The sequence below is a fragment of the Pseudorhodobacter sp. genome (assembly GCF_034675685.1).
Lineage (GTDB): Bacteria > Pseudomonadota > Alphaproteobacteria > Rhodobacterales > Rhodobacteraceae > Pseudorhodobacter.
In genome coordinates, this window is sequence record NZ_JAUCDA010000008.1 from 68,114 (window position 1) to 90,963 (window position 22,850).

The window sequence follows — 22,850 nt, forward strand, 5'->3', positions numbered from 1 at the left end:
CCGGGCCCAAAGGTTACTCTGCGGCCGTTGCGTTGGGGTTATTGGGATGCGTTGTCCAATTGGCGTAATCGGTCACCTTTTTGCCGGTACGCAGATCAATAGCGCCTTTCGGCAGTTCCACCATGGTGATGCAATCCTCAACCGGGCAGACATTGACGCACAGGTTGCAGGCCACGCATTCGTCATCCATCACCTCGAACACCCGATCCTCGCTCATCGAGATTGCCTGATGGCTCGTGTCTTCGCAGGCCGCATAGCACCGCCCGCAACTGATGCAAGCGTCCTGGTCGATCTTGGCCTTGGTTACATATTCAAGGTTCAAATACTGCCAATCCGTCACATTCGGCACCGCTTTACCGACCAGTTCCGCAGTCGACGCCATGCCCTTTTCATCAAGATATTGCGACAACCCCGAGATCATCTCCTCGACAATCTTGAAACCATAGGTCATCGCTGCCGTGCAAACCTGCACATTTCCAGCCCCCAGCGCCATGAATTCTGCCGCATCGCGCCATGTGGTCACGCCCCCGATACCCGAGATTGGCATGCCCCGCGTCTGCTCGCTCCGCGCGATTTCAGCCACCATATTCAGCGCGATCGGTTTCACCGCCGGGCCACAATAGCCGCCATGCGTGCCTTTGCCGTCAATCATCGGCTCGGGGCTGAAGCGATCCAGATCGACCGAAGTGATCGAATTTATCGTGTTGATCAGTGAAACAGCATCGGCCCCACCCCGCTTTGCCGCCTCGGCCGGCTTGCGAATATCGGAAATATTCGGCGTCAGCTTGACGATGCACGGCATGCGCGAGTGTTGTTTCACCCAGCGCGTCACCATCTCGATATATTCCGGCACCTGCCCCACGGCGCTGCCCATTCCGCGCTCGGCCATCCCATGCGGGCAGCCAAAGTTCAACTCGACGCCATCGGCCTCGGTGTCTTCGATGCGTTTCAGAATGTCGATCCATGACTGTTCATCGCAGGGCACCATCAGCGAAATGATCAGCGCCCGGTCTTTCCAATCACGCTTGACCGATTTGATCTCTTGCAGGTTCACTTCCAGTGGCCGGTCAGTGATCAGCTCGATGTTGTTCAAACCCAGCACGCGCCGATCCGCGCCGTAAACCACGCCATAGCGCGGCCCGTTGACGTTGACCACGGGTGGTCCCTCGGACCCCAAGGTTTTCCAGACCACCCCGCCCCAGCCCGCCTCGAACGCGCGGCGCACGTTATATTCCTTATCCGTTGGCGGGGCCGAGGCCAGCCAGAACGGGTTGGGGGATTTGATGCCGATGAAATTCGTTGTCAGATCTGCCATTTTGAATGTCTCCGTAGGGTGGGGTTCAACCCACCGCCCCCATTAGCGAATTGTGAATTTCTTCGGCCGCATCGCGCCCCTGGGCCACGGCGGTCACGGTCAAGTCCTCACCCCCCGCAGCGCAATCGCCCCCGGCCCAAACGCCAGCCATGGGGCGTGCTGCAAGCTTTGGCCCCGCCATGCCAGCGGGTGCCACCAAGACCTGCCCAATCGCCTTGAACACCTGATCGGCCTTCAGGGTGAATCTATCCTCCAACAGCGTCAGCCCGTCAGCCCCCTCTGACGTATAGGCAAACTCTACCGCAGAAACCGCGCCATCCTTGCCGACCACCTCAACCGGGGCGGCATTGCAGATGATCCGCACACCCACCTGTTGTGCATGGTTTTGCTCATGGTCGGACGCGCTCATTCTTTCCAGCCCGCGCCGGTACACGATCGTCACGTTCTGCGCGCCCAGCAAACGCGATTGCACAGCGGCATCCACCGCCGTCATCCCGCCGCCAATAACCACGACATCGCGGCCAATCGGCTGCTTTTGCTTATCGGGCTGCTGGCGCAACTCGGCAATGAATTCCACCGCATCGCGCACGCCGCGCAAATCTTCACCTGCCAGCCGCAAATCATTCACACCGCCAAGGCCAATGCCCAGGAACACCGCGTCATATTCGGCCTGCAACGTCTCCAGCGTCACATCCCGGCCCAGTTCTACCCCGGTGCGTACCTCAATCCCGCCGATTTTCAGCAACCAATCCACCTCGGCCTGGGCAAAATCATGCGGTGCCTTATAGCTGGCAATGCCGTATTCATTCAGCCCGCCGGGCTTTTCGCGCCGCTCCAGCACCACCACCTCATGCCCCTTCATCGCCAGCCGATGCGCACAGGCCAGCCCCGCAGGCCCCGCGCCAACAACGGCAACCCGCTTGCCCGTGGACGGCGCGCGGCTGTACGGATGCACGCCGGCCGCCATCACGCGGTCAGTCGCAAAGCGCTGCAAGCGGCCAATTTCCACCGGTTTGCCCTCGGCAGCCTCGCGCACGCAGGCCTCTTCGCACAGTTGCTCGGTCGGGCAAACACGGGCGCACATGCCGCCCAGAATGTTCTGATCCCAGATCGTCCTGGCGGCAGATTCTGCCGTGCCCGTGGCGATCTGGCGAATGAACAGCGGAATATCAATTGCCGTCGGGCAGGCCGTTATACAAGGCGCATCATGGCAAAAATAACAGCGGTCAGCAGCAACAAGGGCTTCATGCGCATCAAGGACCGGAACAAGATCATCGAAATTATGCACATAGGCGTCTGCAACAAGGCGGCCCGGAACGATTCCGGGCGTCAACGGGGTGTTGGACAAGATAAGATCCTCCGGTGGATGTACTGCAAGAATCAGGCTGCCACAGGTGAAATATTTTATCAAACGGTAAATTTTACTCCGCCAAACTTTTCCCTTTCCGGCCTGCGGCGGCACCCAAATGCAACTCGTGCTTTTCACGCAGGCTTTGCTGGCGTATAAAGGCCCGATATCAGCCGGGGGGTGCCATGACGCGACAGCCACCAAACCCCGTAAAATCGCCAATTGAGGATTGTATGAGCAAACATTCAACCGATGCAGACGTCGCCTTTATCAAGGCACTGGCAGAAATTCTGAACACCAATGATCTGACCGAGCTTTCGGTGAAACGCGAATATGCCGAGGATGACAGCCTTGATGTTCGCGTGGTCAAACAGGCCAATGTGATCACCACGACCCACGCGGCCCCGGCAATGCAAATGGCCGCAGCAGCCCCGATGGCCGCCGCGCCTGCCACAAATGAAGACCCTGCCCAACACCCCGGCGCGCTAACCTCACCGATGGTCGGCACCGCCTATATGGCTGCTGAACCGGGTGCAAAACCCTTTGTTGCGCTTGGCGACAAAGTGGCCGAAGGCGATACCGTTCTGATCATCGAAGCCATGAAAACCATGAATCACATTCCCGCCACCCGCGCGGGCACGATCAAACGCATCCTGTTTGAGGATGGCAGCGCGGTCGAATACGGTGCCCCCTTGATGATCATCGAATAAGGGGCAAGATATGTTTACCAAGATCCTGATCGCCAACCGAGGCGAAATTGCCCTTCGCGTCATCCGCGCCTGCCGCGAGATGGGGATCGCCTCTGTCGCCGTGCATTCCACCGCAGATAGCGACGCGATGCATGTTCGCATGGCCGATGAAAGCATTTGCATCGGCCCGGCCTCATCGACGGACAGCTATTTGAACAAAGCCGCGATCATCTCGGCCTGCGAGATAACGGGCGCGCAAGCGGTCCATCCCGGTTACGGCTTTTTGTCAGAAAACGAAGCCTTCGCGCAGGCGCTTGAGGATCACGACATCACCTTCATCGGCCCCTCAGCGGAACATATCCGCATTATGGGCGATAAGATCACCGCCAAAGAAACCGCAAAATCCTTGGGGATTCCGGTTGTTCCCGGCTCAGAAGGCGGTGTGGCCAGCTATGAGGCCGCGATTGACGCCGCGACCAGCATCGGTTTCCCGGTCATCATCAAGGCCACGGCAGGCGGCGGCGGTCGCGGTATGAAAGTCGCCAAAAACGCCCAAGAGCTTGAGGTCGCCTTTCGGACGGCACGCAGCGAGGCCAAGGCCGCCTTTGGCAATGATGAGGTCTACATAGAGAAATACCTGCAAAAACCACGCCACATCGAAATCCAGGTCTTTGGCGATGGCAAGGGCAACGCGGTGCATCTGGGTGAGCGCGATTGCTCGTTGCAGCGCCGCCACCAAAAGGTGTTTGAAGAGGCCCCCGGCCCTGCCATCACCGAGGCTTTGCGCGCCAAAATCGGCAAGATTTGCGCCGATGCGGTGGCCAAGATCAATTACATTGGCGCGGGCACGGTAGAGTTTCTCTATGAGGATGGCGAATTCTTTTTCATCGAGATGAATACACGCCTGCAGGTCGAGCACCCCGTCACCGAGGCCATTTTCGGCGTCGATCTGGTGCGCGAGCAGATTCGGGTTGCGGCGGGTATGGGCATGTCCTTCACTCAGGACGAGCTGGAAATCAACGGCCACGCCATCGAGGTGCGGATCAACGCCGAAAAACTGCCCAATTTCTCACCCTGCCCCGGCATGGTGCGGACGTTTCACGCGCCGGGCGGGCTTGGCGTGCGGATGGATAGTGCGCTTTATGGCGGCTATTCCATCCCGCCCTATTACGACAGCTTGATCGGCAAACTGATCGTGCATGGCCGTGACCGCCCCGAGGCGCTGGCCCGCTTGCGCCGCGCGCTTGGTGAATTGATCATTGACGGGGTTGATACAACCGTACCGCTGTTTCACGCCCTGCTTGCCGAACCCGATATCCAGAATGGCGATTATAACATCCATTGGCTGGAAAAATGGCTGGATTCGCAGCTTGGCCAGCACTGAACGCGCGGGGGCGCATCGCGCCCCCCTTTCCCTATGCCAGAGCCCATAACCCCACAGCTTTTGCTTTCGGCCTATGCCGCCGGCGTTTTCCCAATGGCGGAAAGTGCCGATACGCCGGGTATGCAATGGGTGGACCCCCATCGGCGCGGCATCTTTGAATTGGATAAATTCCACATTTCCCGCAGTCTTTCGCACAGAATTGCGCAATGCAATTACAGAATTCAAACGAATCATGACTTTGCCGCTACAGTGACGGCCTGCGCCGACCGCGCCGAAACCTGGATCAACGATGAGATTTTTGCGCTTTATCTGGCCCTGCACGGCACAGGTCATGCCCATAGCCTGGAAGTTTGGGACGGGCCCGCTTTGGTTGGCGGCGTCTATGGGGTGACGCTGGGTGCTGCCTTTTTTGGCGAAAGCATGTTTTCACGCCGCACCGATGCGTCAAAGATCGCGCTTGCCTGGCTGGTGCATCGTCTGCGCGCGGGCGGTTTTTCGCTGTTCGATACGCAATTCCTCACGCCGCATCTTGCCTCGCTTGGCGCGATTGAGGTTTCACGGAGCGCCTATCACAAACGGTTGCAAGCGGCGCTAAACCAGGCCGCAACCTTTGATCCGCCCGGCTATGCGCCCACCCCTTATCTGGTCAGGCAGCGTAAAATCCAGAACGTCATAGCGCGAATGGTCCATGGCCGAAAGCGCGGGGCTACTGGCGATCATCCAGCCGACAAAAGCAGGTTTGTCCATCAACCGATCCAGAATCGTCAGATGTGCATAAGCCTCGGTCGGGCTGTCATCGGCGGGATAGCGGCATTCATCCAATTGAATGGTCAATCGTCCGTTTTGCGCCGACTGGCCGCGTGACAATTCAATATCGCCAGTCTCGCCCGATACTTTATCCAGCCAGCGCACCACGCCACCACCAGCATTCACGGCTGTTTCCGCCGGTGCTGCGGTCGCGCAAAACGCCGCCAGAAAAATCGCGCAAATACGGATCATGTTACTCTTTCCGGTGCCGGGATTATTTCGGCTGCCATGCCTCATAATCCAGACGCACTGCGGGGGCAGCGCGCCGAAGCGACCCGGTTGGTGCGTAGGCGGCTTCGGTACCTGTCAGGTTTTCCTGATGTGGCTTTTGCCATGCTTTACGGGCCAAGGGCGCGTCAACCGGGGTTTGATCCCAGGTGAAATGCAACCAGCCGTGCCATTCGGGGGTGACACGCGTTGCCTCCATCTCGCCATTGTAAATCACCCAGCGGCGCTTGCCATCGGCGGTCTGATAATAGATATTCCCCTGCCCATCTTCACCAGCTTTCACGCCCTTGCGCCAAGTGAAAATCTGGGTGCTGATGGTCTGGCTGTTCCACCAGGTCAACAGGCGTTTAAGGAAATACATCAGGGGCCTCCGGTTTCATTTGGCGGGTTCATTCACGGTGTATGCCGCAACGCGCAATCAGAATCCAGCCTGATCGGCCTGCGGCAAATTGGAAGGCAGGCCAAACGCCTGCCCCCCGATCAACCCGCGCTGGCGGGCTCTTTCTTTTTGCGGTCGGTATGCACCAAAAGCGGTTTCGCCCCAGAGTTTACAGCCTCTTCGTTGACCACAACCTCTTGCACATCGTCCAAGCCGGGCAAATCAAACATGGTATCCAGCAAGATATCTTCCATGATCGACCGCAGCCCCCGCGCCCCGGTTTTCCGCTTGATCGCGCGTTTGGCAATCGCGGTCAGCGCGTCGGCGGTAAAGGTCAGGGTCGTGCCCTCGATCTCGAACAACCGCTGATATTGTTTGACCAAAGCATTTTTCGGCTGGGTCAAGATCGTGATCAGTGCGGCCTCGTCAAGATCTGTCAGCGTCGCAATCACCGGCAAGCGGCCCACAAATTCAGGGATCAGCCCAAATTTCAACAGATCTTCCGGCTCCAGCTCTTGGAACATCTCGCCGACGCCGCGGGCGTCCGGGTCTTTCACATCAGCCCCGAACCCGATACCCGAACCTTTGTTCCGCTGCGCAATGATCTTTTCCAAACCGGAAAACGCCCCGCCACAGATGAACAGGATATTCGTCGTATCCACTTGCAGAAATTCCTGCTGCGGATGCTTACGCCCCCCCTGCGGCGGCACAGAGGCAACCGTACCCTCCATGATCTTCAGCAGCGCTTGCTGCACGCCTTCGCCCGAAACATCCCGTGTTATTGACGGGTTGTCCGATTTGCGCGTGATCTTGTCCACCTCATCAATATAAACGATGCCGCGCTGCGCGCGCTCTACGTTATATTCCGATGCCTGAAGCAGTTTCAGGATGATGTTTTCCACATCTTCCCCAACATAACCGGCCTCGGTCAGCGTGGTTGCATCCGCCATCGTGAACGGCACATCCAAAATCCGCGCCAGCGTTTGCGCCAGCAAGGTCTTGCCGCAACCGGTAGGCCCGATCAGCAAGATATTGGATTTTGCCAGTTCGATATCCGATTTCGACGAGTAATTCAGGCGTTTGTAGTGATTGTGCACCGCCACCGCCAACACCCGTTTCGCATGCACCTGCCCGATGACATAATCATCCAGCACCTTGGCGATATCGCGCGGGGTCGGCACACCTTCCGAGGATTTCAAACCGCTGGATTTGGTTTCCTCGCGGATAATATCCATGCACAGCTCAACACATTCATCACAGATGAACACTGTCGGCCCTGCAATAAGCTTGCGCACCTCATGCTGGCTCTTGCCGCAAAACGAGCAATAGAGGGTATTTTTGCTGTCGCTGCCGGTATTCGTAGCCATTCTGATCCTCTGCTCTGCGTAGCCTAAAGTTTGCGTCGCCTTGAAAGCTGGTGGGGCCAAGTCTAGGCCAAGCCCCCCGCCTTCACAATGTCAAATCGCCCCCAAATCTATTCACATCGGGGGCATGCTCTTATTTCGCTTCGGGCTCGGCCTTGCCGCGATTCTCCAAGATATCGTCGATCAGGCCCCATGCCTTGGCATCTTCGGCCGACATGAAGTTGTCTCGTTCCAGTGCCGCCTCAACAGTTTCAAGGTCTTGGCCAGTGTGGCGGACGTAGATTTCATTCAACCGACGCTTCAGCTTTTCGGTTTCGCGCGCGTGGATCATGATATCCGTCGCTTGCCCCTGATAGCCGCCCGACGGCTGATGCACCATCACACGAGAGTTTGGCAGGCTGAACCGCATGCCCTTTTCCCCCGCCGTCAACAACAAACTGCCCATCGACGCCGCCTGCCCGATCACAAGCGTCGAAACCTTCGGCTTGATATATTGCATCGTGTCATAAATCGACAGGCCAGAGGTCACAACCCCGCCGGGGCTGTTGATATACATCGAAATTTCCTTTGACGGGTTTTCCGCCTCCAAAAACAGCAACTGCGCGCAAATCAGGCTCGACATGCCATCATGCACCGGGCCCGACAGGAAAATGATGCGTTCCTTGAGCATCCGGCTAAAGATGTCATAGGCGCGTTCGCCCCGGCTGGTCTGCTCCACAACCATGGGAACAAGGGTGTTCATGTAGTGATCAATCGGATCTTGCATCTGCGCCTGCCTGTTTGTCTGAGTAACGTATGTGCCAAAGAGTTGGCTAAGTCTTAGTTGTGCGTGCGTCCACCCGCAAGGGCATCAGGCAAAATCACCTGATCCGATTGCACCCTTTTCCCTGAGGGTCAGGCGGCGTTTGCTGCTGTCGTCATGCCAAAACAGAGTTATCAAACCCTTAATCCAGCCCAAACAGCGCGAAAACCGATAGATATTCGGCCAACGCCCTGCAAGATAATTCAGATTGCATGTTTTTATGCGCCTTGAGTGTGCAACTGCGCCCTATGGCTCGCTTCAACAAGCAATCACGAATTCGGCCCTTAGCCCGCCCATATCCTCGCTTTGCGACAGCAGCAATTTCCCCCCATGGCTGTGCGCAATATCCTGGGTGATGGCCAGCCCAAGCCCGACACCACCGCCCCGGTTCGGGTCGCGTGCGGCATCCAGTCGCGTGAAGGGCGTCATCGCCTCATCGCGCAACGCCGGCGGAATACCCGGCCCGTCATCCTCGACCACGATCCGCAAGTTCCGCCCGTTCAAGGCAAAACCCACGCGAACATGGCTGCCAAACCGGGTGCCATTGCCAATCAAATTCTCCAGTGCCCGCGTCACCGCAGCCGGACGCAACAAGACCTCGGCCCCCGCCTCTGCCGCGTCGCCCATCCCCCCCAGGGCAACCGCCTGCCCCGCCCGCACCGCGTTATCCACAACCCGCGATATCAGTTCGCGCGGGTTGGTCAGCTCTGCTTCCTCCAGCGCATCGCCCCGCGCAAAGGATAAAAACCCATCAATCAGCCGCTGCATATCGGCGACATCGCCCAGCAGCGCCGCAGTTTCTTCATCCTCGGGCAGCATCGAAAGGCCCAGACGCAAGCGCGTCAGCGGTGTTCGCAAATCATGGCTGATCCCCGACAGCATCATGGTGCGCTGTTCGATCTGCCGTTCAATCCGCGCCCGCATATCCAAAAACGCCTTGCCCGCCGCCCGCACCTCCAGCGCGCCGCGCGGTTTATAGCGCAGGTTGTGGCCCTTGCCAAACGCCGCCGCCGCCTCGGCAAGCTTGGTGATCGGGCGCAGTTGATTGCGCAAAAAACCGTAGGCAATCAAGGTCATAAGCACCGATGTCAGGATCATCAAAACCAAAAGCTGATGCGGATTCGAGGCCGAAAGCCGCCCGCGATCCACCGCCAGCCACAGCGGCCCTCTGGCCGTTTCAATCAGCATTTCCACCCGGCGCGGGCTGCTTAACAATGCCACCCAGCGCAGCCCCGGCACAGCTTCGCGCAGCGTCTCAATCACCACCTTGCCTGAAAGGTCAATCGCATCGCGCACATCGCCCTCGCCGGTCTTGCTGGTGGGAAACTCGGTTTCAAACGCCATCGCCGCGGCAATTTCCTTCAGTCTGGCGTGCGCCGTGGCCTCATCCGGGGCCTTATTGATCTGCGTCAGCAGATAGCCCAGCTCAATCGTGACACCTTCGGTCATCTGCTGGGTCACGCGTTCAAAATGCCGCTGAATGAACGCGACCGACACGACAAGTTGAATCGTCACCACCGGCACAATCAAGATAAGCGCCGCCCGCCCGTACAGGCTGCGTGGCATCATGAACTTCAGCTTGCTAAACAATGATCCGAACATGCGACAAGACTATCCGCAGCGCAGCCGTTACAAAAGCCCAAGAATACCGCCACCCGCAAAAGGACCGCCGCCATGACCACCGCCCCCCTTCCCGGCCTTTGTGAAACCCTTGGTCCGGGGGTGCGGCGCGTGTTGGCCCCGAACCCGTCGCCAATGACCCTGCACGGCACCAACAGCTATCTGATCGGGTCCGGTGACGTTGCGTTGATAGACCCCGGCCCAAATCTGCCCGGCCACGGCGCGGCCCTGATGGCCGCCTTGCGCAAGGGCGAACGTATCAGCCATATCCTTGTGACACACAGCCATCTCGATCACTCGCCCCTTGCGCACCCGATGGCCGCGTCGCTGGGCGTTCGTGTCTATGCTTTCGGCCGCTCTACAGCAGGCCGCAGCCCGCAGATGCAAACGCTTGCCGCTGCGGGTCTTTTGGCGGGTGGCGAAGGCATCGACGCCGGTTTTGTGCCGGACGAAGCCTTGGCGCATGGGCAGCGCCTTGCGCATGGCGATTGGGCGCTGACCGCGCTGCATACCCCTGGGCATCTGAGCAATCATCTTTGCTTTGCTTTTGGCGATATGTTGTTTTCGGGCGATCATGTGATGGGCTGGGCCTCGTCGCTCGTCTCGCCGCCTGATGGCGATATGGCGGCCTATATGGCCTCTACCCGCAGTCTGGCCGCGCAAAGCTGGTCGGTCATCCATTCTGGCCACGGCGCGCCCATCACCGACCCCGCCGCGCGCCTCGCCTTCCTGATCCAGCACCGCACGGACCGTGAGGCCGCGATTCTGGCCCAGCTCGCACGCGGTATCACCACAATTCCCGCCCTGACCGAAATCCTCTATCGCGATACCCCCGCCCCCCTGCGCCACGCCGCACAGCGCAATGTTCTGGCGCATCTGCTTGACCTGGCAGCACAAGCCCGCGTTGCCGCCCACCCCGCCCCCGGCCTGTCGGCGCAATACAGATTAACCTGACACCGCCCTTGCACCCGCAGGCCCCCGGCCCTATATTCATCTTGTTCGGGTTCGCCCGGACTATGGCGATAAACGCACCTGTAATACACGGCTCGGACCCGGGGGCGGTACCCGGCGACTCCACCATTCCACCCGCTCATTTCGGGGGTTCGGGGTCGAAATAGGATCGACGAACGTTTAAAGAGGCCAGCTTTCGCTCGGTGAGTTACCACCGTTATCGGTACAAATCGTACAGTTGCAAATGACAACCGTGCTCCGATGGCAATGGCCGCGTAAGCGACCGGAACTATCGAAAACTAAGCCCTTGCGCCTAGCAGCGTAAGGCGGGGTTCGGAGGTACCTGGCAACAGAAACCTCCACTTTCAACATCTTATGTTTCTTGCCCTTTAAAACGCCAATCCCAGACAAGGTGTTCCACGGGCGGCAACCGTGTTGGCAAGGCCAAGGGATCAAACGGAAGTCCGGCCCCAATGGCCTCCTCCACCCCAAGACCAAGCAAACCCCCATATCCACTGAAACCCGCTGGCACAGCTTTAAAGCGTTTCGCCTTAAAGCCTTCCTCACATATCACTGCCTGAAATCATAGATTTCAACGCGTTATGTGATGGGCCTTGTTTCAAGTGAAAGGCGAAACGCTTTAAGTAATGTCGGAGCAAGGCCAGGCTCGGAAAACCACGCTGCCGTTGATACCAGCGCATAAGGTCCAACTTGCCACGGCTCCGATTGCAACGCATACAGGATGGCACCGTGTTGAACCCCAGGTTTGCGCCTTCTCGGGCGCGCGGGATCAGATGATCCATCTCCACACCATGCACACCACAATGCGCACAAAGCGGGGTATGCAACGCCAACAGGCCCGCCTCACGGTCCAGTGCCCCCATGCGCTTTTCTCCGCGCATCATCCGCCCATATTCCCCCACAAACGCCCTGCTGCGGCCCAGTGGTGCCACAACCTCTGCACCATCTTTCATGATTTGGCGTGTTACACTCAGCACCGCATAAGACCAATATATTCGGCTTTGTACGGTCTGTGTGTTACGTCTTATCCCGGACTCTGGCCAATCCCATTCCATGCACCCGCTACTATTTCACATTGATATTTGAAACCTCATCCGCAGCCCAGCCCCCCACGAAAAACCCCTTGCCGCCGCAGCAAGGCCGCGCCACACTTGCCCCATGTTCCGCGCCCTTGCTATTGCCCTGATGCTTGCCACCCCAGCGCGCGCCTGCGAAACGGCGCTGTTGCTGGCCATTGATGTTTCGGGCTCTATCGACCGGGGCGAATACGCGCTGCAAATCAATGGGCTGTATGAGGCCCTGCGCGACCCCGAGGTTGCCGAAGTGCTGTTGCAAGGGCAGGTTGCGCTTGCTGTGGTACAATGGTCTGGCCTCGGCCATCAGGCCCTTGTGCTGCCATGGCAACGCATGCTCTCGCCCCAGGCGCTCAGCCGCTTTGCCCAAAGCACCCGCGCCCTGCCGCGCAGCTTTCTGGGGTCCGATACGGCGGTGGGTGAGGCAATCCGCTTTTCCATCAGCCAATTTTCCAGCGTTTCCGATTGTCGGCGCCATGTCATTGATATCTCTGGCGATGGTCCCGAAAACGCGGGCCACACCGTCGCCCATGCCCGCAGCGAAGCCACAGCAAGACAGATCGACATCAACGCAATCGCGATCGAAGATATGGGCCAATCCGCCCCCATCTCGAATTTCTACAAAAACTGGGTCGTCACACCGAAAGGCTTTGTCATGACCGCCCGAGGGCTGGAGGATTACCCCCGCGCCATCCGCGCCAAACTGCTGCGCGAGTTGATCAAACCTACGGGGTAAAACGGCCCGCAACCGGCCCAGGCCGGCAATTTCCAGAAAAGCCACAAGGCGCGCCTTGGCCATCGCAGCTTTTGCGCGGGGCCGCACAGCGCCAGTTGCGATTTGGGCGGGTTCAAGCGGTCGTTGCATCGGCTGGTCTTGCCCCGGTTTGGTGCCGGTCTTTTCAGGGCGCTATTTGCCAGAAGACCTGCCGCACATATCGCCGCCTGACAGCAAGGATTTCAAGACGTTATGTGACAGGCCTTGGTTCAAGTTAAAGATGAAACGCTGTAACTGGCCTTTGAATGGTCGCGAAACAAAAGCCTGACGCCGGGTTTGATCATCCCCGCCTTGTGGCTACGCCTTCCATCTACCTATGCCGCCGCCGCCACGCTATGGGGCGCAAAGGGCTGCATCAGCACCGTTTCCCCCTCGAACGTACAGAATGTACCCGGCGGCACCAGTTGCCAATCATCTTCATTCGTTTCCAATGGCTCCGACACCACGGCACGGCCCCGATTGGTTTTTGACCAGCGGTGATACAAGGTTGGTGCCTTGTCGTCGGTGGCGTAGCGCACGGCATACAGCCTTTCACCATCCGAGAGCGCCGCCGTCATTCGAATATGCGGCGCAGAGCCACGCGCCCGGCTCAATGCCTCAAATCTTGCCGTCGCCCGCTCCAAAGCACCGCAGGGGTCCTCATTCATCCCTTCTGACATGGCGACCAGAAACAACGCCTCGCTATCCGTGGCCCCGCGCCGTTCCGCATAATATTCATCGGGGATCATCATATCGCCGCAGCGGCGGAAATGTTCAAACCCGCCAACCTGCCCATTATGCATGAAGGACCATTTCTTGAAGGTGAACGGGTGGCAATTATTGCGGCTTGTCGCGGTTCCGGTCGAGGCGCGAACATGCGACAGAAACAGCCCCGACTTCACCTGCCCCACAAGGCTTTTGAGGTTGGCATCCGACCAGGCCGGCGAGACATCTCGGTATTGCCCCGGCTCATCCCGCTGATCATACCACGCAAGGCCGAAGCCGTCAGCATTGATCGCCGACTTGCATTCCGTTGCACAGTGGCTTTGATGAATAAGCGAATGACGGGGGCGGCTGACCACCTCTTCCAGAAAAATCGGTTTGCCAATATAGGCGGCCCAACGGCACATTTCACGCTCCTACCTGCGGTAAATCGGCGGTCTTTGCCGCCTCACTGTCGCAGCATAGCGTAAATAAAGCCTTTGCGCAGCAAGGTTATTTTCGGGCGGGCAAAAAATATTCCCCCCTGAAAGGGCAGGCTTTGTGCAGCTTTGCGCCCCGGCCCGCCACAAAGCGGGCCCATCGCAAAAACGGCGCGCTCACTCAGCCTCTTCCAACACCATCAAATCCCGAACCGACGCCCCTTTGGCATGGGCCAGCGCAGCCTGATACTCGTCAGAATGATAACAGGCCACACCCGCCTCCAGGCTTGGGAACCGGGCGACCACATTGCGGGCGCGATCATTGCCTTCCAACTGAACGTAGCGCCCGCCACGGGCCAGAAAAATGCCGCCATGCGCAGCAATTGCAGGCCCGGCCAAAGCCGCATATTTCCCGTAAGCCTCCGGGTCGGTAACCTCGACATGGGCAATCCACAATGCTGTCGGCATCTCATTCTCCTCTTAAAATTGCTTCAACGGCAGCTATCGCGGTCGCTGCGCCGCCTATATCCATGCCGCCGGCCTGCGCCATATCGGGGCGTCCACCGCCACCTTTCCCCCCCAAGGCCGCCGCTGCCGCCTTGGCCAGGTCAACCGCCGAAACCTTATCGGTCAAATCCGCCGTGACCCCCGCAGCAACTGCGGGCTTTCCCCCGGTATCGGCGATCAACAGCACCGCACCAGACCCAATCCGCGCCTTCATCTCATCAATCAGCCCCGGCAGATCTTTGCCCGAAACCCCGGTCAACACCTGCGCGATCAGCTTGATGCCGCCTATTTCCCTGGCCTCTGGCCCCGCGGCATTCCCCCCCATGGCAAGCTCACGCCGAAGCTGGGCAAGCTCATTCTCCAGCTTGCGCCGATCTTCTTGCAACGCTTTCACCCGGACAGGCAGGTCTGCGGGCGTGGCTTTCATCAGGGTGGCGACATCCGACAAAAGGCCCAATTGCTGCTTGAGATAGGCCAGCGCCCCTTCCCCGGTCAGCGCCTCGATACGCCGGATTCCGGCAGAAGAGGCGCTATCGCCCAGCAGAACAAACAGCCCAATCTCGCCCAACCGCCCGACATGGGTGCCGCCGCACAGTTCCAGACTATAGGTGCGGCCATCCGCGCCTTTGCCCGACCCATCCAGAAGCCCCATCGAGACGACCCGCACCTCATCGCCATATTTCTCACCAAACAACGCCTGTGCGCCCAAACCGCGCGCATCATCAGGGGTCATGATGCGCGTATCAACTGCGCTGTTCTGGCGTATATAGGCGTTCACCTCCGCTTCAACCTGCGCCAATTCTGCCTGGCTGACCGCCTGACCGTGGCTGAAATCGAAACGCAAACGGTCAGGGGCGTTCAAAGAGCCGCGCTGTGCCACGTGATCGCCCAAAGCGCGACGCAACGCCTCATGCAACAAATGGGTCGCCGAGTGGTTGGCACGAATCGCGGCACGGCGGCCGTGATCGACCGTCAGCGCAGCCCCCTGTCCCGTGCCGATCTCACCTTCAAGCACCTCGGCCAGGTGGATAAACAGGCCCTGCCCCTTTTTCGTATCGGTGATCCGGGCCTTGCCGGACGCGGTTGTCAACACCCCGGCATCGCCAACCTGACCCCCTGATTCGGCATAGAAGGGGGTTTGATTCAGGATGATCTGAACCTCTTGGCCTTTGGTGGCCTTGGCAATCTCGCCTCCGGTCGCCACAAGCGCCAAAATCTGGCCCTCGGCGGCTTCGGTGTCATAGCCCAGAAATTCGGTGGCGCCATGCGCTTCGGCCAGATCAAACCAGATCGTGGCATCCGCCGTCTCGCCCGAACCGGCCCAGCTTGCGCGGGCCTTGGCCTTTTGCTCGGCCATCGCGGCCTCAAACCCGGCAGTATCAACGGCGCGGCCTTGTTCGCGCAGGGCATCTTGGGTCAAATCCAGCGGGAAGCCATAGGTATCATACAGCTTGAAGGCGGCGGCCCCTGGCAGCTCTGCCCCTTCTGGAATGCGCGCCACTTCATCATCCAGCAGCTTCAACCCCCGATCAAGCGTTTGGCGGAAACGTGTTTCTTCCAGCCGCAAGGTTTCTTCAATCATGGCCTGGGCGCAACTCAATTCGGGATAGGCGGCCCCCATCTGCCGCACCAAGGCCGGCACCAGACGGTGCATGACCGGGTCTTGCGCCCCGAGTTGATGGGCGTGCCGCATCGCGCGGCGCATGATGCGGCGCAACACATAGCCGCGCCCCTCATTTGACGGCAACACGCCATCCGCAATCAAAAACGAGGTGGAGCGCAAATGATCGGCGATAACGCGGTGATGGGTTTTGCCGGGACCGTCGGGGTCGGAACTGGTGGCATGGGCCGAGGCCTCAATCAGGCTGCGCATCAAATCGGTATCGTAATTGTCATGCTTGCCTTGCAGCAAGGCACCGATTCGCTCCAACCCCATGCCGGTATCAATGCTTTGTTTGGGCAATGGCGTCAGGCTGCCGTCTGCATGCTGCTCATTTTGCATGAAAACGAGGTTCCAGATTTCAATAAACCGGTCGCCATCCTGATCGGCAGAGCCGGGGGGGCCGCCCCAGATCTTGTCGCCATGGTCAAAGAAAATCTCGGTGCAGGGGCCGCAAGGGCCGGTTGGCCCCATGCGCCAGAAATTGTCATCTGTCGCTATGCGGATGATGCGATCATCGCTCAGCCCTGCCACTTTTTTCCACAGGGCTGCAGCCTCATCATCGGACTCATAGACCGTGACCAACAGCTTATCCTTGGGGATGTCGAAATCGCGGGTCAGCAATTCCCAGGCAAAGGGAATGGCATCTGACTTGAAGTAATCGCCAAAACTGAAATTCCCCAACATCTCAAAGAATGTGTGGTGGCGGGCCGTATAGCCCACGTTATCAAGGTCGTTATGCTTGCCACCCGCGCGCACACATTTCTGGGCTGTTGTGGCCCGCACATAATCACGCTGCTCAACCCCGGTAAAACAGTTCTTGAACTGCACCATGCCCGAATTGACAAACATCAGCGTCGGGTCGTTTCGCGGCACCAACGGGCTGCTGTCAACAACGCGGTGATCGTTGCGTTTGAAATAGTCAAGAAAGGTCGTGCGGATGTCGTTCAGCGATGGCATAGGGCGGCCCCTTATCAGGCGAATGGCAGTTTTGCCTTTCATCTAGCGGCGCAAGGCAAGACTGTCCACAACCCAGTGAGCGGCACGGCAGGCGTGCCAGAGGTTTTATGCCTCTGGCCGCGCAACCTCATACTGCTTATTCGTCCAGAAGCGCGTCGCTTGCTACGCCGTCATCCATATGAAAATCCAACCCGTGCGAGGCCCGGATCTTGTCTTCGATGTCTTGCGCGATGCCTGGGTTCGATTTCAAAAACGTCTTGGCATTCTCACGCCCCTGGCCAATCCGCTCATCCCCATAGGAATACCAAGAGCCGGATTTTTCGACGACACCGGCCTTGACCCCCAGATCGACCAGTTCCCCGGTTTTTGAGATGCCTTCGCCATACATGATGTCAAATTCAACCTGTTTGAAGGGTGGGGCAACCTTGTTTTTCACGACCTTGACGCGGGTAGAGTTGCCAACAACTTCATCCCGATCCTTGATCGCGCCAATCCGACGAATATCAAGGCGAACCGAGGCATAGAATTTTAGCGCATTGCCCCCAGTGGTGGTTTCAGGACTGCCAAACATCACGCCGATTTTCATCCGAATCTGGTTGATGAAAATCACCATGCAATTGCTGCGCCCGATCGAAGCGGTCAGTTTGCGCATTGCCTGGCTCATCAAACGGGCCTGCGAGCCCATCTGCATATCTCCCATATCGCCTTCGATTTCCGATTTCGGAACCAGTGCGGCCACCGAATCGACCACAATGATATTCACCGCCCCCGAACGCACGAGCGTATCAACGATTTCAAGCGCCTGCTCGCCGGTGTCGGGCTGGCTGATCAGCAGCTCATCCAGGTTGACGCCGAGTTTCTTGGCATATTGCGGGTCAAGCGCATGTTCGGCATCGACAAAAGCGCAAGTTCCGCCTTTTTTTTGCATTTCCGCAATGACATGCAGCGTCAAAGTAGTCTTGCCAGAGCTTTCCGGGCCATAAATCTCGATAATCCGGCCTTCAGGCAACCCGCCTATCCCCAAGGCAATATCCAGCCCAAGCGACCCGGTAGAGGTCGCCGCCACATCCATTACGGCATTGTCAGCCCCCAGCTTCATGATGGAGCCTTTGCCGAATTGGCGTTCAATCTGTGCCAGCGCGCTTTCCAGCGCCTTTGCCTTATCCATCTCGCGTTTTCCGTTCAGATTTCAAAAGATTTGCCGTCGCCATGTCTCTGCCCCTTATTTCACAGCCGCAGACGCGCGGCAATCACCGTATTTGTTTCCGTTCTGTTCTCATGTATCGCCGAAAAGAACAAGCGAATTTGTCACAACTTTTAGGTAAGGCACGTTCTGAACAGATGTGGCGCCGCATTTACCCCATATGTTGAAGTGCTTTCCCACGATGGATTCCTGAAGCTTCATCCCTAGCCGAACCTGGTTAATACTCTGTGAATAGAATACCTGTTGAAATTACAGATCCAAAAGACTGGCCTGCCTGTGGTGCACGGTTCGGTGCGCGCGCCAGACAAGAAACATTGCCAGACCGCTTTCGCCCATGGCCGACGGGCCACCCGCCAAAAGCTTTTGTGCGGCGCAGTTTACACCGCACACGGGATCAGCGATAACCTTGGTGAAAGCTAAATTCCTTTGGCCAGTTGGCGGAACAGCATATGGTCCTTGCCTATCCATCAAAATGCCCAGGAACGAAGCATAACGAAAACAAATGGCTGCATCCAAAATGCTACTTCTGATCGACAATTATGACAGTTTCACCTATAATCTTGTGCATTATCTGGGTGAATTGGGCGCGGATGTTCGCGTTATGCGCAATGATGCGGTGGATGTGCAGGGTGCAATGGCGCTGCGGCCTGACATGATTGTGCTGTCGCCCGGCCCCCGTGCACCAGCGCAAGCCGGCATTTGCCTGCCGCTGATCATGGCCGCAGCCGAGGCGAAAATTCCCCTGCTCGGCGTGTGTCTCGGGCATCAGGCCATTGGCGAGGCGTTTGGTGGCAAAGTCGTGCGCTGCCATGAGATCGTGCATGGAAAACTGGGCGCGATGCAGCACAATGGCACCGGTGTTTTTGCCGGCCTGCCCTCGCCTTTTCTTGCCACCCGCTATCACAGCCTTGTGGTGGATCGTGACAGCCTGCCCGACTGTCTGGAAACAACCGCCTGGCTGGAGGATGGCACCATCATGGGCTTGCGCCACAAAAGCCTGCCCGTTGAGGGCGTACAATTTCACCCCGAAAGCATCAAATCCGAACATGGCCACCAATTGTTGCGGAACTTCCTTGGTCGCGTAAAGGTGGCCGCATGAGCGATCGACTCAAATCCCTGATTGGCACCGCCTGCGACCGCCCGCTGACCCGCGCCGAGGCGGAAACCGCCTTTACCGCGCTGTTCGAAGGCAATGCCACACCGGCCCAGATGGGCGGTTTTTTGATTGCGCTGCGGATGCGCGGCGAAACCGTGGAGGAGATTGCCGGCGCCGCAAGTGTGATGCGCGCCAAATGCACCCCGGTCGTGGCCCCGGCCGGTGCCATGGATATCGTCGGCACCGGCGGCGATGGCAAGGGCACGCTGAACATTTCCACCGCCACCGCCTTTGTCGTGGCCGGGGCGGGCGTCATCGTGGCCAAACATGGCAACCGCAATCTGTCGTCCAAATCCGGTGCCGCCGATGCGCTGACCGAAATGGGGCTGAATGTGATGATCGGGCCCGCCGTGGTGGAACGCTGCCTTGCCGAGGCTGGCATTGGTTTCATGATGGCCCCGATGCACCACCCTGCAACCCGCCATGTCGCCCCGGTGCGGCTGGAACTTGGCACCCGCACCTTGTTCAATATCCTTGGTCCGCTGACCAACCCGGCAGGCGTAAAGCTGCAACTGACCGGGGCCTATGACGCCGCCCTTATCCGCCCGATGGCCGAGGTGCTGCAGGCACTTGGCTCCACCTCTGCGTGGCTGGTGCATGGGGGGGATGGCACGGATGAGCTGTCGATTGCGGCCCCGTCAAAAGTAGCCGCATTGAAAGACGGGGCAATTACCGAATTCGAGATTCACCCCGAAGATGCGGGCCTGCCCGTCTACCCGTTTGAGGCGATCATGGGCGGCAGTCCGGCTGAAAACGCCACCGCGTTACGCGCGCTTTTGCATGGGGCAGCGGGCGCCTATCGCGACGCCGTTTTGCTGAATTCTGCTGCGGCGCTGTTGGTGGCAGGCACAGCCAGCGACCTGAAATCCGGTGTCGAGATGGCCAAAAGCAGCATTGACTCGGGCGCTGCCCGCGCCAAGATTGACGCGCTTATACGCATCACCACCAGTCCTTAACCCCCCCATTTACCGAACGGCCATCAGATGAGCACCATTCTAGAGCGGATCAAAACCTATAAGCTGGAAGAGGTTGCCACCCGCAAGGTCGCAAAGCCACTGGCACAGGTTCAGGCCCTGGCCGATGAGGCCCCTGCCCCTCGTGGCTTTGCCGAGGCCCTGCGCGCGGCATCAACCGCTGGCTATGGCTTGATTGCCGAGATCAAGAAGGCCAGCCCTTCCAAGGGGCTGATCCGCGCCGATTTCGACCCGGCAGCCCTTGCCCGCGCCTATGAGGCCGGGGGCGCCGCCTGCCTGTCGGTGCTGACCGACACGCCCTCATTTCAGGGTGCCGATGCGTATTTGACCGCCGCGCATGAGGCGACAACCCTGCCCTGCCTGCGCAAGGATTTCATGTATGACCCCTATCAGATCGTCGAAGCCCGCGCGCTTTCAGCCGATTGCATTCTGATCATCATGGCCTCTGTGTCGGATGCGCAGGCCCGAGAGTTGGAAGAAACCGCTTTTGGCCTTGGGATGGATGTGCTGATCGAGGTGCATGACGCGCATGAGCTGGAGCGGGCCGCCCTGTTGAAATCACCGTTGATCGGCATCAACAACCGCAACCTGCACAGCTTTGATCTGGATCTGCAAACCACCCGTGATCTTGCCCGCCGTGTGCCCGAAGATCGGCTGATCATTTCGGAATCCGGCCTGTTCACGCCCGAAGACCTTGCCGATGTCGCCCGCTATGGGGCACGCTGCTTCTTGATTGGCGAAAGCCTGATGCGGCAGCCCGATGTCGAAAGTGCGACCCGCAGATTGCTGGCCAACCCCTACGCAGCACAAGGAGGGTTCTGATGTCAGGCCTTACCCATTTTGACGCCGCAGGTCATGCGCATATGGTTGATGTTTCTGCCAAACCCGTCACCGCCCGCATTGCCGTTGCCCAAAGCGCCGTGAAAATGGCCCCCGAGACGCTGGCGATCATAACCGATGGTCGCGCGGCCAAAGGCGATGTGCTGGGCATCGCACGGCTTGCCGGGATCATGGCAGCCAAAAAAACCGCCGATCTGATTCCCCTCTGCCACCCTTTGCCGATTACCAAAGTTGCGATTGATCTGGTGCCGGATGCCGCCCTTCCTGGCGTCATGATCACGGCCACAGTGAAAACCGGCGGCCAGACCGGGGTCGAGATGGAGGCGCTGACCGCAGTATCCATCGCCGCCCTGACCATCTATGACATGATGAAAGCCGTTGACAAGGCTATGGAAATCACCGCAACCAAGCTGATCTTGAAAGATGGCGGCAAGTCGGGCCGCTATGAGGCCGCGCCATGATCTCGGTTGAGGAGGCGCTGGCCCGTGTCTTTGCCCTGGTGCGCTGCCTCGATGCCGAAACCGTTCCCTTGACCAAGGCCTGCGGGCGCTTCATGGCCAACCCGGCCACCGCAACGCGTGATCAACCGCCGTTCGCCGCTGCTGCAATGGACGGCTACGCCACCTGCGGCCCCGCCACCGCTGGCAGCCGTTTTGCCCTGGTGGGTGAGGCCAGTGCCGGCCACGCCTGGCACGGCACGCTTGCCCCCGGTCAGGCCATCCGCATCTTTACCGGCGCGCCAGTGCCCCCCGGTGCTGACCGCGTGGTGATCCAAGAGGATGTAAGCCGCGCCGGTGACCAGATCACCCTGTCCGATCCGCTCGACAGTGCCACCCATATCCGCGCCATGGGTCAGGATTTCAAAGCGGGCGATACATTGTCGCCACGCCTGCTGCGCCCCAGTGATGTCGCCCTGCTGGCCGCGATGAATGTGGCAGCGGTTTCGGTGATCCGTCGCCCTATCGTGGCCATCATTGCCACCGGGGATGAGCTGGTGATGCCGGGTGAGGTGCCGCGCCCCGACCAGATTATCGCCTCCAACGGTCTGGCACTGAAAGCGATGGTCGAGGAGGCGGGTGGCATCGCCCGCCTGCTGCCCATCGCCCGCGATACCGAGGCCAGCCTGACCACGGTTTTCAACCTTGCCATGGGCGCCGACCTGATTGTCACCATCGGCGGCGCATCGGTCGGCGACCATGATCTGGTTGGAAAAGTCGCTGCAGATATGGGTATGGATCGCGCCTTCTATAAGGTCGCCATGCGCCCCGGCAAGCCGCTTATGGCCGGACGGATCAACGGCACGCCAATGTTGGGGTTGCCCGGAAACCCTGTTTCCTCAATCGTTTGCGGCCATATCTTCATGTTGCCTATGCTGCGCGCCTTGCAAGGGCTTGGTTCGGTTGCGCCCAAAATGCAGCGCGCCACCCTGGCGGCAGCACTGCCCGCCAATGGCCCCCGCGCCCATTATATGCGCGCTGTCGTTGACCATGGCACGGATATTCCGAAAATCACTGCCTTCTCGGCCCAGGATTCTGCCCTTTTGACGGTATTATCACAGGCCAATGCCCTGCTGCTGCGCCCCGTCAATGACGGCCCGCGCGGCGTTGGCGATACGGTCGAATACCTTCCAATTTAGCCAAACCCCTTGACACAAAGCAAGAACGAGGGCAGA

The 22,850-nt window shown here is 59.0% G+C and carries 20 protein-coding genes, 1 other RNA gene and 2 pseudogenes; 11 read left to right on the top strand and 12 right to left on the bottom strand.

The window, feature by feature from the left end; all coding sequences use genetic code 11:
• Positions 1-13 precede the first annotated feature (13 nt).
• Together preA and VDP61_RS07580 are read right to left on the bottom strand one after the other, a co-directional pair.
• Entirely contained in the window at positions 14-1,315 is a 1,302-nt protein-coding gene (gene preA, locus VDP61_RS07575) for an NAD-dependent dihydropyrimidine dehydrogenase subunit PreA (RefSeq protein WP_323006334.1), read from the bottom strand.
• A gap of 25 nt (positions 1,316-1,340) precedes the next feature.
• Positions 1,341-2,663, bottom strand: a complete 1,323-nt coding sequence (locus VDP61_RS07580) for an NAD(P)-dependent oxidoreductase (protein WP_323006335.1) — start codon at positions 2,661-2,663, stop codon at positions 1,341-1,343.
• A 233-nt stretch (positions 2,664-2,896) separates the two neighbouring features.
• Here VDP61_RS07580 and accB point away from each other — a divergent pair, with 233 nt between their 5' ends.
• From accB to aat, 3 genes and pseudogenes are all read left to right on the top strand, one after another.
• Positions 2,897-3,373 carry an acetyl-CoA carboxylase biotin carboxyl carrier protein gene (gene accB / locus VDP61_RS07585; RefSeq protein WP_323006336.1) on the top strand — a complete coding sequence of 159 codons (477 nt, stop codon included), beginning with the start codon at positions 2,897-2,899 and terminating at the stop codon, positions 3,371-3,373.
• A gap of 10 nt (positions 3,374-3,383) precedes the next feature.
• Entirely contained in the window at positions 3,384-4,736 is a 1,353-nt protein-coding gene (gene accC, locus VDP61_RS07590) for an acetyl-CoA carboxylase biotin carboxylase subunit (RefSeq protein ID WP_323006337.1), read from the top strand.
• 33 nt (positions 4,737-4,769) lie between these two features.
• Positions 4,770-5,402 (top strand): annotated as a pseudogene (gene aat, locus VDP61_RS07595) (leucyl/phenylalanyl-tRNA--protein transferase); the annotation flags it as partial.
• Here aat and VDP61_RS07600 read toward each other — a convergent pair.
• From VDP61_RS07600 to VDP61_RS07620, 5 genes are all read right to left on the bottom strand, one after another.
• Positions 5,328-5,780, bottom strand: a complete 453-nt coding sequence (locus VDP61_RS07600; RefSeq protein ID WP_416236505.1) for a DUF2155 domain-containing protein — start codon at positions 5,778-5,780, stop codon at positions 5,328-5,330. The pseudogene aat and the gene VDP61_RS07600 sit on opposite strands and share 75 nt — an antisense overlap.
• A complete protein-coding gene (locus VDP61_RS07605; RefSeq protein WP_323006339.1) occupies positions 5,758-6,132 on the bottom strand; it encodes an NADH:ubiquinone oxidoreductase subunit NDUFA12 in 375 nt (124 codons plus the stop codon). The genes VDP61_RS07600 and VDP61_RS07605 overlap by 23 nt, the downstream gene beginning before the upstream one ends.
• Before the next feature lie 119 nt (positions 6,133-6,251).
• Positions 6,252-7,517, bottom strand: coding sequence for an ATP-dependent Clp protease ATP-binding subunit ClpX (clpX, locus tag VDP61_RS07610; protein WP_323006340.1), 1,266 nt, complete (start codon positions 7,515-7,517; stop codon positions 6,252-6,254).
• Between the two features lie 130 nt (positions 7,518-7,647).
• Positions 7,648-8,280, bottom strand: coding sequence for an ATP-dependent Clp protease proteolytic subunit (locus VDP61_RS07615; RefSeq protein ID WP_323006341.1), 633 nt, complete (start codon positions 8,278-8,280; stop codon positions 7,648-7,650).
• 294 nt (positions 8,281-8,574) lie between these two features.
• On the bottom strand, positions 8,575-9,906 hold the full coding sequence (locus VDP61_RS07620; protein ID WP_323006408.1) for an ATP-binding protein: 1,332 nt from the start codon (positions 9,904-9,906) through the stop codon (positions 8,575-8,577).
• A gap of 84 nt (positions 9,907-9,990) precedes the next feature.
• Between VDP61_RS07620 and VDP61_RS07625 the strand changes: the two genes are divergently transcribed.
• The gene (locus tag VDP61_RS07625; protein ID WP_323006342.1) at positions 9,991-10,890 is read left to right on the top strand and encodes an MBL fold metallo-hydrolase; all 900 of its coding nucleotides are present in this window, start codon (positions 9,991-9,993) and stop codon (positions 10,888-10,890) included.
• 4 nt (positions 10,891-10,894) lie between these two features.
• Positions 10,895-11,251, top strand: a transfer-messenger RNA (tmRNA) gene (ssrA, locus tag VDP61_RS07630).
• 199 nt (positions 11,252-11,450) lie between these two features.
• Here ssrA and VDP61_RS17835 read toward each other — a convergent pair.
• Positions 11,451-11,963, bottom strand: a complete 513-nt coding sequence (locus tag VDP61_RS17835) for an HNH endonuclease (protein WP_416236506.1) — start codon at positions 11,961-11,963, stop codon at positions 11,451-11,453.
• Positions 11,964-12,066: 103 nt separating this feature from the next.
• Between VDP61_RS17835 and VDP61_RS07635 the strand changes: the two genes are divergently transcribed.
• A complete protein-coding gene (locus VDP61_RS07635) occupies positions 12,067-12,717 on the top strand; it encodes a DUF1194 domain-containing protein (protein ID WP_323006343.1) in 651 nt (216 codons plus the stop codon).
• 353 nt (positions 12,718-13,070) lie between these two features.
• On the opposite strand, the gene VDP61_RS07640 is transcribed toward VDP61_RS07635, so the two are convergent.
• The 4 genes and pseudogenes from VDP61_RS07640 to recA form a co-directional block, all read right to left on the bottom strand.
• A complete protein-coding gene (locus VDP61_RS07640; RefSeq protein ID WP_323006344.1) occupies positions 13,071-13,865 on the bottom strand; it encodes a class II glutamine amidotransferase in 795 nt (264 codons plus the stop codon).
• Between the two features lie 189 nt (positions 13,866-14,054).
• Entirely contained in the window at positions 14,055-14,345 is a 291-nt protein-coding gene (locus tag VDP61_RS07645) for a DUF1330 domain-containing protein (RefSeq protein ID WP_323006345.1), read from the bottom strand.
• Between the two features lies 1 nt (position 14,346).
• On the bottom strand, positions 14,347-17,004 hold the full coding sequence (alaS, locus tag VDP61_RS07650) for an alanine--tRNA ligase (RefSeq protein ID WP_323006346.1): 2,658 nt from the start codon (positions 17,002-17,004) through the stop codon (positions 14,347-14,349).
• Between the two features lie 136 nt (positions 17,005-17,140).
• Positions 17,141-18,215: pseudogene (recA, locus tag VDP61_RS07655) on the bottom strand (recombinase RecA).
• A 510-nt stretch (positions 18,216-18,725) separates the two neighbouring features.
• Between recA and VDP61_RS07660 the strand changes: the two are divergent.
• From VDP61_RS07660 to glp, 5 genes are read left to right on the top strand one after another with little or no spacing between them, the layout of a single operon-like run.
• Complete coding sequence (locus VDP61_RS07660; RefSeq protein WP_323006347.1) at positions 18,726-19,307, top strand: aminodeoxychorismate/anthranilate synthase component II; 582 nt, start codon at positions 18,726-18,728, stop codon at positions 19,305-19,307.
• Complete coding sequence (gene trpD / locus VDP61_RS07665) at positions 19,304-20,320, top strand: anthranilate phosphoribosyltransferase (protein WP_323006348.1); 1,017 nt, start codon at positions 19,304-19,306, stop codon at positions 20,318-20,320. Before VDP61_RS07660 ends, trpD begins: the two co-directional genes overlap by 4 nt.
• Before the next feature lie 27 nt (positions 20,321-20,347).
• Positions 20,348-21,160, top strand: a complete 813-nt coding sequence (trpC, locus tag VDP61_RS07670; protein ID WP_323006349.1) for an indole-3-glycerol phosphate synthase TrpC — start codon at positions 20,348-20,350, stop codon at positions 21,158-21,160.
• A complete protein-coding gene (gene moaC, locus VDP61_RS07675; protein ID WP_323006350.1) occupies positions 21,160-21,639 on the top strand; it encodes a cyclic pyranopterin monophosphate synthase MoaC in 480 nt (159 codons plus the stop codon). Before trpC ends, moaC begins: the two co-directional genes overlap by 1 nt.
• Positions 21,636-22,814, top strand: a complete 1,179-nt coding sequence (gene glp, locus VDP61_RS07680) for a gephyrin-like molybdotransferase Glp (RefSeq protein ID WP_323006351.1) — start codon at positions 21,636-21,638, stop codon at positions 22,812-22,814. The genes moaC and glp overlap by 4 nt, the downstream gene beginning before the upstream one ends.
• The last annotated feature ends 36 nt before the right edge of the window (positions 22,815-22,850 follow it).

Excerpts from the sequence above, each read along its gene's own strand:
- accB (WP_323006336.1), top strand. The coding sequence starts at position 2,897 with ATGAGCAAACATTCAACCGATGCAGACGTCGCCTTTATCAAGGCACTG.
- glp (WP_323006351.1), top strand. The coding sequence starts at position 21,636 with ATGATCTCGGTTGAGGAGGCGCTGGCCCGTGTCTTTGCCCTGGTGCGC.
- VDP61_RS17835 (WP_416236506.1), bottom strand. The coding sequence starts at position 11,963 with ATGGAATGGGATTGGCCAGAGTCCGGGATAAGACGTAACACACAGACC.
- VDP61_RS07625 (WP_323006342.1), top strand. The coding sequence starts at position 9,991 with ATGACCACCGCCCCCCTTCCCGGCCTTTGTGAAACCCTTGGTCCGGGG.
- VDP61_RS07600 (WP_416236505.1), bottom strand. The coding sequence starts at position 5,780 with ATGAGGCATGGCAGCCGAAATAATCCCGGCACCGGAAAGAGTAACATG.
- trpC (WP_323006349.1), top strand. The coding sequence starts at position 20,348 with ATGAGCACCATTCTAGAGCGGATCAAAACCTATAAGCTGGAAGAGGTT.
- VDP61_RS07660 (WP_323006347.1), top strand. The coding sequence starts at position 18,726 with ATGCTACTTCTGATCGACAATTATGACAGTTTCACCTATAATCTTGTG.
- VDP61_RS07605 (WP_323006339.1), bottom strand. The coding sequence starts at position 6,132 with ATGTATTTCCTTAAACGCCTGTTGACCTGGTGGAACAGCCAGACCATC.
- alaS (WP_323006346.1), bottom strand. The coding sequence starts at position 17,004 with ATGCCATCGCTGAACGACATCCGCACGACCTTTCTTGACTATTTCAAA.
- VDP61_RS07640 (WP_323006344.1), bottom strand. The coding sequence starts at position 13,865 with ATGTGCCGTTGGGCCGCCTATATTGGCAAACCGATTTTTCTGGAAGAG.
- accC (WP_323006337.1), top strand. The coding sequence starts at position 3,384 with ATGTTTACCAAGATCCTGATCGCCAACCGAGGCGAAATTGCCCTTCGC.
- VDP61_RS07635 (WP_323006343.1), top strand. The coding sequence starts at position 12,067 with ATGTTCCGCGCCCTTGCTATTGCCCTGATGCTTGCCACCCCAGCGCGC.
- moaC (WP_323006350.1), top strand. The coding sequence starts at position 21,160 with ATGTCAGGCCTTACCCATTTTGACGCCGCAGGTCATGCGCATATGGTT.
- VDP61_RS07645 (WP_323006345.1), bottom strand. The coding sequence starts at position 14,345 with ATGCCGACAGCATTGTGGATTGCCCATGTCGAGGTTACCGACCCGGAG.
- trpD (WP_323006348.1), top strand. The coding sequence starts at position 19,304 with ATGAGCGATCGACTCAAATCCCTGATTGGCACCGCCTGCGACCGCCCG.
- clpX (WP_323006340.1), bottom strand. The coding sequence starts at position 7,517 with ATGGCTACGAATACCGGCAGCGACAGCAAAAATACCCTCTATTGCTCG.
- VDP61_RS07615 (WP_323006341.1), bottom strand. The coding sequence starts at position 8,280 with ATGCAAGATCCGATTGATCACTACATGAACACCCTTGTTCCCATGGTT.
- preA (WP_323006334.1), bottom strand. The coding sequence starts at position 1,315 with ATGGCAGATCTGACAACGAATTTCATCGGCATCAAATCCCCCAACCCG.